The organism is Priestia sp. JV24 (genome assembly GCF_025910025.1).
Lineage (GTDB): Bacteria > Bacillota > Bacilli > Bacillales > Bacillaceae_H > Priestia > Priestia megaterium.
In genome coordinates, this window is record NZ_JAPCIN010000020.1 from 177,585 (window position 1) to 190,255 (window position 12,671).

12 protein-coding genes and 1 riboswitch are annotated in these 12,671 nt (G+C 38.7%); of the genes, 3 read left to right on the forward strand and 9 right to left on the reverse strand.

All coding sequences use genetic code 11. The features are described 5' to 3' along the window. The first annotated feature begins 70 nt into the window (after window positions 1-70). Together OK414_RS15920 and OK414_RS15925 are read left to right on the forward strand one after the other, a co-directional pair. Window positions 71-496 carry an Hsp20/alpha crystallin family protein gene (locus OK414_RS15920; RefSeq protein WP_013083730.1) on the forward strand — a complete coding sequence of 142 codons (426 nt, stop codon included), beginning with the start codon at window positions 71-73 and terminating at the stop codon, window positions 494-496. A 44-nt stretch (window positions 497-540) separates the two neighbouring features. Then, a complete protein-coding gene (locus OK414_RS15925; protein WP_016764653.1) occupies window positions 541-1,362 on the forward strand; it encodes a hypothetical protein in 822 nt (273 codons plus the stop codon). A gap of 17 nt (window positions 1,363-1,379) precedes the next feature. Here OK414_RS15925 and OK414_RS15930 read toward each other — a convergent pair whose 3' ends face one another. The 3 genes from OK414_RS15930 to OK414_RS15940 all read right to left on the reverse strand — a co-directional run bounded on the left by OK414_RS15930 (window position 1,380) and on the right by OK414_RS15940 (window position 5,450). Then, window positions 1,380-2,663, reverse strand: a complete 1,284-nt coding sequence (locus OK414_RS15930; protein ID WP_047932282.1) for an ABC transporter ATP-binding protein — start codon at window positions 2,661-2,663, stop codon at window positions 1,380-1,382. Further along, the gene (locus OK414_RS15935) at window positions 2,660-3,718 is read right to left on the reverse strand and encodes a FecCD family ABC transporter permease (protein WP_013057631.1); all 1,059 of its coding nucleotides are present in this window, start codon (window positions 3,716-3,718) and stop codon (window positions 2,660-2,662) included. The genes OK414_RS15930 and OK414_RS15935 overlap by 4 nt, the downstream gene beginning before the upstream one ends. 205 nt (window positions 3,719-3,923) lie before the next feature. Beyond that, window positions 3,924-5,450 carry a cobyric acid synthase gene (locus OK414_RS15940; RefSeq protein WP_263045198.1) on the reverse strand — a complete coding sequence of 509 codons (1,527 nt, stop codon included), beginning with the start codon at window positions 5,448-5,450 and terminating at the stop codon, window positions 3,924-3,926. Window positions 5,451-5,541: 91 nt separating this feature from the next. After that, window positions 5,542-5,722: riboswitch (cobalamin riboswitch) on the reverse strand. A 147-nt stretch (window positions 5,723-5,869) separates the two neighbouring features. Between OK414_RS15940 and OK414_RS15945 the strand changes: the two genes are divergently transcribed. Further along, window positions 5,870-6,433 (forward strand): YdcF family protein, encoded by a 564-nt coding sequence (locus OK414_RS15945; RefSeq protein WP_263045199.1) that lies wholly within the window; start codon window positions 5,870-5,872, stop codon window positions 6,431-6,433. Between the two features lie 60 nt (window positions 6,434-6,493). On the opposite strand, the gene OK414_RS15950 is transcribed toward OK414_RS15945, so the two are convergent. The 6 genes from OK414_RS15950 to hxlA form a co-directional block, all read right to left on the reverse strand. Beyond that, window positions 6,494-8,065, reverse strand: coding sequence for an APC family permease (locus tag OK414_RS15950; protein ID WP_013083735.1), 1,572 nt, complete (start codon window positions 8,063-8,065; stop codon window positions 6,494-6,496). Window positions 8,066-8,492: 427 nt separating this feature from the next. Beyond that, entirely contained in the window at window positions 8,493-9,140 is a 648-nt protein-coding gene (locus OK414_RS15955) for a nitroreductase family protein (RefSeq protein WP_034650914.1), read from the reverse strand. 269 nt (window positions 9,141-9,409) lie between these two features. After that, window positions 9,410-10,159, reverse strand: a complete 750-nt coding sequence (locus OK414_RS15960; protein WP_034650911.1) for an SDR family oxidoreductase — start codon at window positions 10,157-10,159, stop codon at window positions 9,410-9,412. Between the two features lie 21 nt (window positions 10,160-10,180). Continuing rightward, window positions 10,181-11,152 (reverse strand): DHH family phosphoesterase, encoded by a 972-nt coding sequence (locus tag OK414_RS15965; RefSeq protein WP_025751238.1) that lies wholly within the window; start codon window positions 11,150-11,152, stop codon window positions 10,181-10,183. A 312-nt stretch (window positions 11,153-11,464) separates the two neighbouring features. Then, complete coding sequence (hxlB, locus tag OK414_RS15970; RefSeq protein ID WP_047932281.1) at window positions 11,465-12,013, reverse strand: 6-phospho-3-hexuloisomerase; 549 nt, start codon at window positions 12,011-12,013, stop codon at window positions 11,465-11,467. Continuing rightward, window positions 12,013-12,648, reverse strand: coding sequence for a 3-hexulose-6-phosphate synthase (gene hxlA, locus OK414_RS15975; RefSeq protein ID WP_216875550.1), 636 nt, complete (start codon window positions 12,646-12,648; stop codon window positions 12,013-12,015). The genes hxlB and hxlA overlap by 1 nt, the downstream gene beginning before the upstream one ends. Between the last annotated feature and the right edge of the window lie 23 nt (window positions 12,649-12,671).

The following is a 12,671-nucleotide window of genomic DNA, read 5'->3' on the forward strand; positions in this document are numbered from 1 at the left end:
TTTCATGCATACATATAAAATAGAAAGCTGCAAAAGGCCTTGTTTTATTTTTTTAAAGAAGGTGACAAATATGAATCACGGAAAATTTAAAAAGTGGGCAGAAACGTTACAAGAAGAAAACCATACGAAATTTTGGGAAAAGATTTTTGATGATGATCATGAAGAAAAGAATGATACGGAAGCAGATGCTTCTCCTCAGATTGTAAATGAGTATCGAGATTATCCTTTAATTGATGTATATGAATGGGCAAATCAACTGTTAGTTGTAATTGAAATCCCCGGTGCTAAACGAACAGACGTCGAATTGACTATGCACGAAAATACTTTACACATATCCGGTTCATCTCTTTTAACCGTGAAGGATGCAAATGTTCTTCACAAAGAAAGACGTGAAGGAACGTTTCAACGATCAATTATCCTTCCACCTGCTGTAGAGGAAGCGCCGTGTCACGCATCATTTAAAGATGGTCTTTTGCATGTGAAATTTGATTTGTAATTTATTGTGCAGAACTATACGTAGCATGAAAGGCAGGGAATTTCATGTTTTCTAAGTGGTTTAAACAATCGCCTAAAATTGAAACAGTCCGCAAAATAAATCCGTCTTCCCTCCCAACCAAAAAAAAAGTAAGTCCCATAGACCAACGTTCTAATCAAAAGCGGAAAGAATTACCCAAAAAGATGAAAACTAAAAAACAGTCTAATCTAAAGAACCCTTCTCAGCAGCCAAAGAAGTTGTCTAGCCAAACGGAGCCTAAGACATCTGCTGAAGCTGAAGTCACAAAACCTGCTCTTTCGTCAGATTCAGCGCTGAACCTGCAGGGAATTATTGATCAAGTGACGCGTTTAACCGACGCGATCCCTAAAATAGAAGAGCTTCATCAGCAATTACATGAATCAGCTCACCTTATTCAATCACTGTCTCAACTGCACGAGCAAACAGCTCATTTACTCTCGGCTATGCAGTCAGCTCCTAATTTCGAGGCTATTCAAAATCAGCTCTCTGCGTTAAAGGAAGAATCTTCTAATACCGCCTTATATGAGATGGTGAAAACTCTTGACAAAAAGATTGATGAAGTAACTCAGCCAAAGCAGTCCATTGTTGTTGAAAAAATCATGGTCGAAAAAGTATTGTTAGACAAAATTGATCTTAGTAATAATTTCGGCCAGCTAGGCATTAAAGATTTAACGGGTCACTTAAACATCGGCACCACTTACAGCGCTGACTCTGATCAAGTAGATGAAGAAGTCAAAGACTTGTTTTCTGTTAAGCTAAAAGAAAAAAAGATTGATGAACATACAACTGAAACAACGATGAGTTCAGGAGGTGAACCAGAAAAATCTGATGATCACTCCGAAGAATAAAAAATGACCGCTACTGCTTATTTAAAGCAATTGTCGGTCATTTTTGTTTCCATAAATAGTTGTAATTCTTTTTGGAGGCGTTCCATTAAGAACTCTGAAATTTCTTCTTGATTTTCTTCTTTATGATGAGATGATGCTACAGCAATACGTCCTGTTTTCCCTAAGAAAGCCCGGTACTCAATTACCTTCATCGCTGCATGAAGTAAGTTCGCGTCCGAAAGCGGTGTATTTGTTAGTAGAACAATATTCATTTCATTCTCTTTTTGTCCATGTGTCAGCACAGCCAGCCACGAGTAACCTTTATCGTCTTTTAAGCGAACTTCATGACTGGATAAAGACGCAGATTTCCACGCCGCGTTAGCACTGCTTTGCTGTTGAACAATTTCTTGACACCAGTCTAGGCCTGTTTCATTTGAACCCAGTGAAAGAGTTCTCAAAGGACGAACAAAGGATAAACATAGGTTGCCCGGTTCCTTTTGTAACTGATATAACTCATGAAAGTCCGTCTCTGGATATTGATACGGCGGCACAAAAGCAATTTGCCGCTTGTTCACAGCGGGATGGTGAAATACATGCAAATCAACCCCATATACTCTTTTTAACGTAGCTGCATCCTGAAAAATAGCATCCATCCCCGTTTCTTCTACTCTTCCATCTTTCAGTAACACAGCATTATCTGCAAACAGCGAGGCGATGTTGAGATCATGCAAAATGGCCAGAACCGTTAAGCTCATTTCCTGCTGTAACGTTTTTAACAGCTGAAGCAGTTCCATCGTATGTTTTACATCTAAGTGATTCGTTGGTTCATCAAGAAGTAAGTAGTCAGGTTCTTGCGCCAGTGCTTTAGCCAGTAAAACCCGCTGTTTTTCTCCACCGCTCAGCGATTGAAAAGTATGATTTCTATAGTGCCAAACGTTTGTTAATTTCATCACGCTTTCCACCACTTCTTCATCCTGTGCTGATACAGTGCTAAACAATCCTTTTGCCTGATAAGGGTAACGTCCAAGTGAAACAATTTCTTGAACCGTAAATTCTAGCCCAATTTGATTTTCTTGCGTCATGACTGCAACTTTTTGCGCCAGCTGTTTTGGTGAATAAGCCTTCACTGACTTTCCTTCTACCTTCACTTCGCCTGATTGAATGGTTAATACATTCATAATCAAGCGAATAAGCGTTGTTTTCCCGCTTCCATTTGGTCCTAGTAAAGCGACAAAAGAACCTTTGTCTACGGTGAACGTGATGTCACGAACGGTCGGCTGCTGCCTATCGTATCCTCCTGTCACATTATATAGTTCAATCATGATATTCCTCTTTTCCGCATACGTTCTTTTACAAGGAGCAGGGTAAAGATTGGCGAACCAATTAAGGCGGTTACGACTCCAATCGGCAGTTCACGAGGTTCTAATATCGTTCGTGCCAATAAATCTGCTAAAACCAAATAACTTCCTCCAATTAAAATAGAAAGCGGCAGTACATGCTTATGATTAGCTCCCGCTACGAGACGCACTACATGGGGGATAACTAAGCCAACAAATCCAATTGCCCCAGATACTGATACCGCAGCCCCTGTTAATACGGATGCACCTATTAAAATCATTCTTTTTTTCTTCTTTACGTCTATTCCCATAAACTGAGCGGATTGATCGCCAAATGCTAAGCCGTTCAGCTCTTTTACATGTAACAACAGCATAATTGTACCAATCAAAAAGAACGGCCCTAAAATTTGAATATGAGACCATCCTCTCATTGATACGCTTCCCATTAGCCAATATAAAACCTGTCTTACATCTTCTTCGGGAGAAAGAGCCACAATTAATGAAATAAGCGCGCTCATAAAGGATGATAAAATAATCCCCGCTAAGATGATGGTTTCATTGGCCAAATTGCCGCTTGCGAGTTTCGTAATACCAAAAACTAAAAGAAGAGTAATAAAACCAGATACAATGCCGACTACAGGCAGCGTGAAGATAGACAAACCAAAAATACTCCAATGAAAATAAATTGCCATGACAGAGCCAAGGGTTGCACCTGAGGAAACCCCAATCGTATAAGGATCAGCAAGAGAGTTTCTTAATAGCCCTTGAAAGGCAGCCCCTGCTATTGAAAGCGAAGCTCCTACTAAAAATGCCACCAGTACTCTTGGAAAACGAATTTGCCAAATGATTAAATCCATGTTTTCGGGACCGTGATATAAGGATAGCCCGGTAAGGTGGCCAATAATAATTTTGATTGTATCTCCTACGGTTAACGAAACTGTACCAATAAATACGCCCATAATTACCGAAGTACATACAATAAATAAACTGACTATGTATAAAATAGATGCTTTGTTAAAAAAAATACGTTTAAAAATCAATACGTTCAGCTCCTCTAGGAAACGAGGCGTGATGTTTTATATTACATTAACCATTCATTTTCCTGTCCATAAACCATGCTTCCACCATGCATTAAGTTGGAAACAATCATCTTTTATTTGTTACGAGTGCTAGACTGTTGAACTAGGCAACGTAGAATAGCGTACTAAAGTTCTCGGCAAAAAAACAAGCGAAAGCCTCTACAAGCTATACTTTTTGTGTTTGCTCCGGGCTTTTATAGTTGTCTATTAACTGATACAGCTTTTCCATATCTACGGCTTCTCTCACATATGCTGCTGCTTTTGAAAAAGATTCCTCTTTTTGCAGGCGACTGTTGAATGTGTCCGTAATAGGCGGCAATTTTTTATGTTTACGAATTTGATTAAGCAAAGCTCTGCGCAAAGCATCATTATGAAACATATCATGAACATACGTGCCAATGACGTTGTCTTTAACCGTTCCTTCTTTTTCATGCTCTACCACTGCAAAAGCTTCCGTGGTGCTCTTAGAAATCGTCTTTCCCATATGAATTTCGTAGCCTTCAATCGAAACTCTTTCACTTTCTAGCTGGACATACCCAGCAACTCTTTCTGTTTTTTTGCTGGTTGTCATAACCGTTTCCACTGGAAGCAAGCCCAGCCCTTTAATGGATTCAATCCGAGATTCTACTGCATCAGGGTCTGTAATTGTCTCCCCTAGCATTTGATATCCTCCGCAGATGCCAATGACGTGAACGTTCGTTGTGTTCAATACTTGATTAATGGCTAGAGCCAGGCCGCTTTCTTGTAAAAACTGCGCATCTTCAATCGTATTTTTGCTTCCTGGTAAAACAATTAAATCAGGCGTACCTAATTGCGACGGCTTGGTTACAAGCCTCACGTGACAGTCTTCTTCTAAGCTTAAAGGATCGATGTCTGTAAAATTTGAGATGCGCGGGTACGAGATGACCGCAATATCAATTTCTTTTAACGGATTCACAAGCGTTGAGTAATTTCTAAGTGATAACGAATCTTCCGCATCAATTTCCACGTTGTTCATATAAGGAATAACTCCTAGAACCGGAACACCCGTGTATTCTTCAAACCACTTCAAACCTGGTTTTAAAAGTTCTAAATCTCCTCGGAATTTATTAATTAACACCCCGATAACTCTAGACTTGTGTTCATCTGGAAGCAATTGAAGAGTACCCACTAGGCTCGCGAAAACGCCACCTTTATCAATATCTCCTACTAGCACAACAGGCGCTTCTGCTATTTTTGCAACACGCATATTTACGAGTTCCCGATCGTTCAAATTGACTTCGGCAGGACTTCCAGCGCCTTCAATCACAATTCGATCATAATGATTGGCAAGCTCTTTATAAGCTTCCGTGATAACGTTCAAACCTTCATTAAAAAATTCTTGCCGATACTGAAAAGCAAACATATTACGTAGCGGTTTTCCGTGAACGACAATTTGAGATTCATGATCACGAGTTGGTTTAATTAAAATAGGGTTCATATTGGTTGTTGCTTCTACTCCAGCCGCTTCTGCTTGAATTCCTTGCGCTCTGCCAATTTCTTTTCCATCCATTGTAATGTATGAATTAAGCGCCATATTTTGCGATTTAAACGGTGCAGTTTGATAGCCGTCTTCTTTAAAAATACGGCAAAATGCTGTAGCAATCATGCTTTTTCCAGCGTCTGAGTGCGTTCCTTGAATCATAAGCGGTTTTCCTTTTTTCACTTTTCCCACTCCCTACCACATAAAAAAACCTTAACTGTAAAAGTCAAGGTTTGGTCATGCGCTCATTAACACATTGTCTTGACTTATTTCTCCCACCGAAAAATAAGGGGTTTTTAAAAGCAGGTCTCCTGGCTTATGCTTCGTTTTACTTCTGCACCCTTCCTAGTTTGACTAGTGGGTCTTTGCAGGTTCATCCACATTTACAGTAGCGGGGGCTGCACCGGATTTACACCGATTTCCCTATTATCCTCCTTAGAGGCACTTTTAAAATCATTTATTCTTTATTGTAACGAATTTTATAACCATTCACAATAACGATTTTCTTCTATTATTATATATTACTGTGTTTATACTTATTTGGGTCTCGTATGCTATAATAACAATTATTTTCCAAACATCTTATGAAATAGCTAGGAAGGTGCTCACAGTTGAAGAAAAAAATGATTTATACCTTTATTGGTTCTCTTGTTCTTTATATAGCAATTATATCTTTTTGTATGTATCAAACTGCTCACAAGCCTGTTCCGCAAAACGCAGATTATGTGCTCGTTTTAGGTTCTAAAGTAGATGGTGACCAAATGTCTCCTAGTTTAAAAGAACGAGTAAAGACGGCTTTATCTTATTTACAAGCACATCAACAAACAAAAGTTATCGTAACGGGCGGAAAAGGATCCGATGAAGCAATTTCTGAAGCAGAGGCAGCCTATCGTTTTCTGCGGAAAGAAGGAATTAAAGAGAATCGAATTATAAAAGAAAATCAGTCAACTTCTACTTTTGAGAATTTTACTTTTACTAAACAGAAAGTTGATATTCAACACAAAAAAGTCGTCCTTGTTAGCAGTGATTTTCATTTATTTCGCGCCTCTATTATTGCTAAACGTCAAGGTTTTGACGTTTATCCTTTAGGTGCAAAGACACCAAATTCAATTAAACTTCAAGCCTACTCTCGTGAGTATGCTGCTATATTAAAAACGTGGCTGTTTGATAAGTAAATAGAGTACACCCCCTATACAAGCGAAAAACACGGCATGAATTCATGCCGTGTTTTTTTATTAATCATCTGTATCGATAACTGCTTTTGGTAAACCTGTGTATTTCGCCCAGTAGAAAATACCAAGTGAAACAAGAGCAATTAAAATTAAGTCAAGCGGGTTGCTTAGCACACCTTGTCCTCCACCAAATGAACCTAGATAAGAGATAACAAGCATAATAATATAATAAGCAACTAGCCACCAAGCAGATTTAAGCTGCTGTGCAAATTTTACAACGTCAGTTGGTACGTATTTCTTAAACGCTACGTAGATAACAACCATTAGAAGCTGTGATCCTAGCAGCCAAGAAATTGTCGTCCACCCTGACCAATATACGATGTATGAACAGAAAATAAATGATACAGGAGCAATAACGCTCATGCCTTTTAATTTAAAAGGTTTTTTAAGATCTTTTGCATTTACTCTGAATGCAGCAGCTGAAATTGGCGCAATCGCATAAGACAGAATAAGTGCCACTGAACATACGTTTACTAGCGCTTCCCAAGAAGGAAATGGCAGTGTCCAGAATACGGACATTCCAAATGATAGCCATAGTGACGCACGTGGAATTCCTGTTTTCTTATCTACTTTTGAGAAACGTTTAAATAATGTTCCATTACGAGACCAAGCATAAACTAAACGAGAAGTTGTATTCATGAAGATGTTCCCGTTACCGCCTGGTGATAAAATAGCATCAAAAATAACAAGCGTTACTAACCAGCCAAGGCCTAAAATAAGTGCAATATCTTTAAATGGTAAAGAGAATTGCTCTTGAATTGTTCCCCATCCTCCTGATAGCATATCAGCCGGGATGTTACCAATGAACAATACTTGCAGTGCTGTGTAAATAATCGCTGAAAGTACAATACAGATAATGAGCGCGATTGGAATATTACGCTGCGGGTTTTTAACTTCACTGGCTACAGAAACAATAGGGTGAAGTCCTAGGTAAGCAAACATAACGCCACCTGTTGAAATGGCTGCTTGGATACCATTAAAACCAAACGGAGCAAAATCGCCAGTTGTAAAGTTAGCTGATTTAAAGTGATAAGCCAACACGACGATAATTGTAAGAGGAACCGCATATTTGAACACAGATATAATAACATTTGACTTAGCAAATGCTTTTACACTTACGTAGTTAATGATAAAAAATAGCGTTAATAACGCGAACTGAAATAACCAGCCGACTGTAGTAGGCGATTCAGAACCATGTTTAGTTAGACCAGGAAGCCAAAAAGCAACATACTGACGTACAGCCGTTACCTCGATAGCAATCAAACTAGTGTAAGCAATAATGGTAATGAATGAAATTAAGTAACCCACTAAATGACCGTGTGAGTAAACCGGATAACGGATAATTCCACCGGTACGTGGCAGCGCTGCTCCAAGTTCAGCATACACTAAACCGATAAGTAAAATAATGACTCCGCCAATCAGCCACGAAAAACTTCCGGCTGGTCCAGCCTTTGACGCTACGTTACTAACCGCAAATAACCAGGCGGAACCAAAAATAGCTCCCATCCCAATTAACGTTAGGTCAAGTAACGATATTGATTTTTTAAATTTTCCTTGATTTCCTTGATCAGACATAAAATCCTCCTTTAAAATTCCCACTCCACATATCTACGCCCTTGCGTCCGATATGGGATTCTTTACATCATCCTCCTCTTACTAAGACCTCACAAGTGGATATGTTAACAAATATTCTCTAAAAAACCAAGTTAAAAACTTTATTTTTTTGTAAAACATCGTTGAATTGCTTATGTATAGCGCATAAATTCCACAGAAGATTTGAGGACTACTCCTCCTATTTAACCGCATTTTTCTTAGGTTAAACATAAAAGAATATTCAAACTATTTATCAAAAAAAGAGGCTGAGACATAACGAAATCAACCGCTAGAAGCAGCTACTACATACGCAAAACCTACGCTTGCCATACCAATGAAAAAATCCGAACGATGAATCGTTCGGATTTTGCTTCAACTAAAATAATTTTGTCCGTACCTCTTATTTTGCTTATTTAAATACTTTTACACGTTCAGTTAGCGGTTGAAATTCTTTTTCTCCCGCAGGTGACACAGGATTACCAAATGGCATTTGGGCAATTAATTTCCATGAGCTTGGAATATTCCAAGCTGCTTTTACTTCATCGTCAATCAATGGATTGTAATGCTGTAATGTTGCTCCTAGGCCTTCGAGCTCAAGCGCTGTCCAAATCACATGCTGCAGCATGCCTGATGATTGGTTAGACCAAACCGGGAAATTTTCGCTGTAAGATGCGAACTGCTTTTGCAATCCTTCAACTACTTCTTGATCTTCAAAGAAAAGAACTGTTCCATAGCCGCTTCCGAATAAGTTCATTTTTTGATCCGTATCTGAAAAATTTTCAGCTGGAACAATTTTACGAAGCGTTTCTCTCGTAATATCCCATACTTTATCATGCTGTTCGCCAAATAAAACGACTACGCGTGCGCTTTGGGAATTAAATGCTGAAGGAGTATGTTTCACCGCAAAGTTAATAACTTCTTCAATTTTTTCTTCTGATATTTTTACATTTTTATCAATTGCATAAATAGAACGTCGGTTTTTAATCGCTTCATAAAAATCTTTTCCAACCTGTTGTTGATCACTTGATTTATCAAATAATTTATCTAAAAAACCCATTTTCCACACTCCTAATTGTTTGTTTTTTAAGCTTAAATTGCATGTTTATACCCTTCCCCCTGATAAAAGGAGATAAACAAGATATAATGAATTCTTATATCTCTAATTCGAGATATTAAACTAAAAAAATATTAATTGAAATTTAATTACTTTATGTAACTTACTTTACAATGATTATTTTGTTCTGTCAAGCAAAAATTATTATCTTTTTCTTTTCTTGATTATATGAAAAAAGACTGCTAAATACGGCAGTCTTTTTTCTTAGATGCTTAATGTTCATAAATCATCTTTCGCGTCATTCCCCCGTCTACTACGAGGTTAGCTCCTGTTACAAAATCATTTTCGACGTTTGTTAAGTACATACACGCTCTTGAGATATCGGCTGGCGTTCCCACCCGATTAGACGGATGCTGCGCATGATCGATTTCACGAAGGCCATCGTAGTCAGATGTCTCAATCCATCCTGGAGAAATAGCGTTTACTGTGATATTGTCATCACCAAGTGAAATGGCAAGTGCGTGAGTTAAAGCAACGATTCCTCCTTTTGTAGCAGCATAGGCTTCTGTGTGAGGTTCAGACATTGTAGCTCTTGTAGAAGCTAAGTTTACAATGGAGCCTCCGCTTTCGTTTTTTCTCATCACCTTAGCTGCTTCGCGAGAGCATAGAAACACGCTGCGCAGGTTCGTATTGATAATGTCATCCCATTCATCAATGGTTAGCTCATACGGTGATTTCCAGCGGGAAACGCCTGCATTATTAATCAAAATATGTATCGTTTCATACGTACTGACCGTTTTTTCAACGAGATTTAAAATGTCGCCTTCTTTTCGGACGTCTGTTTTGACAAAAATGGCTTCTCCGCCTTGTCTTTGAATAGCTTCTGCGTGACGCTCTCCTTCGGTTTCGTCCACATCTGCCAATACCACTTTTGCTCCTTGTTTCGCGTATGCGCGGGATACATCTTTACCTATTCCGTTCGCAGCTCCGGTAACAACAACAACTAAATCTTTAAACGACATATCATCTCCTCCTTATACGCTTTATTCACTTTTTTCTTCGTCTTTAAACAAGTGATCCGTGACGAAAAGAGCAAACGTTTCAGCCGTTAACTTGCATCCAGAAGCTTTTGGGTGACCTCCTCCTCCAAGGTGCCCAACAATTTCTGCTAAGTTGATTTCGTCTTTTACTGCACGGAAGCCAATCTTTTGGCGTCCCATGTCCACCATAACGGAAAAGTCGATATCTTCGTTTTCTAGACACAGTGCATTTCCTAGCTCAGACTGATATGTATCTGCGAATACAATCCCTGCGTTGTACGCTGTGTTATCAATTTCAACCCTTTCTTTTATGATTTGTTTTTGCTTGTCGTAAATGTATTTTTCAATCTTTTTTTCTTCTGCTTCTAGTAAAATTTCATGTTTGTCCGTAAACGTAAATTCTTGATTTTCAGTATGGTACGATTCACGAAGCGTTTCTAGAATAGTTTCTTTAAATTCTTCATGCGGGATTAGATAATATAGGTGATTAAGGCGCTTTGCTTTCAAGTTATTTTCATGGAACCAGTCCCACGTATCAAATAAGCGCACAAGTTCTACGTACTCATCAAGCAACGCCGTTTTTTGGAGCATGTTGTTGCGCACTAAGTAGTCGTAGAAAAGAGATGTAGCTGCCGTCTTTTTACCGTTTTCGTCTTCTGCAATAACATGAACCCAATCGTATTTCTCAGCTAGTGGAAGAGCAGAGATATGATGGTCAATAAGAGTGATTTTTTGGCCTTTTTTTACCAGTTCATTTAATTTTTCCGCTACTTCCTCATTCACGCTAATATCCGTTATGTATAAAGCTGTGTCTCCATCGTTTTCTTCTTCAATAAAATGTGTCACTGTGTCATTGATGCGGCCAATGCTTACCGTGCTGTAATCAAAGTTGTCATCGCCAAACGCTAACCGACCCAATAGTGCCGGACTTACCCCGTCTAAATCGTTATGTGAAATTAATTTTATTTTTGTCATTAATCAAAACTCCTTTATTTTCAGTCGCCTTAGTATATGTACCGGCTTGTATATTATAGCAATTTCAGCATAAAAATGCTGTTATTTACTTTGAAGTGAAGTCAACGTTCAGACTTAGACTTGCCTGTATCAAAGGAGATGAGACATAACTATCTCGATTCAATCAACAGCTAGAAGCAACTACACCCATGAAACCTACGCTCATCAATACCAATGAAAAAATCCGAACGAATGTGATTCTTTATCAAGAATCTCGATTCATCGTTCGGATTTTCTTTTAAATAACCTACTTTTGTTCTAGCCTCTTTCCTCTTATTCTAAATTGCTGTGCTGCTTAAACGCCTGTTCATGATTCGTGTGATTCAAATTCCCGTATTCTAAACAAATGGTATCAAATACAACGTGAGCACATTGATCAAATAACGAGCCCAAAGGCTGAATGGAAGCTGCTTCATTTTCACTTCGATATTTGGTTGCAGCGGGAATGTGTAAAAGCTCGTCAGTATGAGCAGTTAATGGTGATTCTGTACTAGCTGAAATGCCGATAACTGAACATCCTACCTCTTTCGCTTTTTTTGCTACACTCACCACTTGCTGTGTTTTTCCTGAACCAGATACGGCCACCAACACGTCACCTGCTGCAATCGAAGGAGTAATGGTCTCCCCTACAACATATACTGTCGCACCTAAATGCATCAGTCTCATCGCAAATGATTTGCCCATTAACCCAGAGCGGCCTTCGCCTATAACAAAAATTCGTTTTGCTTGGTAAAGTGAAAACGCTACTTCTTCTATTTGCGGTTCTTTTATGTGATTCATTACGGCCGTAATTTCGTCTAAAATCGTTTGTGTTTTTGTCATCATACGTTCCCCCTGCTCATAAATAAGTTTTGAAATTTAGCAGATGCCTTTGCCACATCCGGACTTTTTGTAATCGCTGATCCAATAATCGCGACGTCCGCTTTCATTTGAAGTAATAATGCTGCTAAGGCTGGATTAATTCCTCCTGCTACTGCTATTTGGGCATCTGAATGAAAATATTGCCGCAAATTTATTTGACTCAGCGATTTTCCTTCTTTTTCTTGCTCATCTTTGCTGATATGATGGCAAAAAATAGCGTTTCTATAAATACTTACTTGCTTTTGCGAGCTGCTTGACGTGTTTAATAAATCAACCATCATTTTTTTATTCCATTTTTCGCTGACATTTGCGCACGTCTCTATCGTAGGTAAAGGTGATACACCCATGACCGTTGCTATATCTGCTCCTGCTTGATAGCACATTGTAAACTCATACTCTGCGTTATCAATCGTTTTGATATCTGCTACAATCGTCTTGTGCGGAAATGCCTGTTTGATTTTATAAATGCTTTCAATTCCATACTCTTTTATAAGAGATGTACCTACTTCAATCCAATCAACAGAGGGTTCTGCCAACTTAGCAAGGATAATAGCTTCTTCAATTGTGACGCGATCTAATGCTAATTGTATCTTCATATTTTTTCTCCTCACTTTTTACT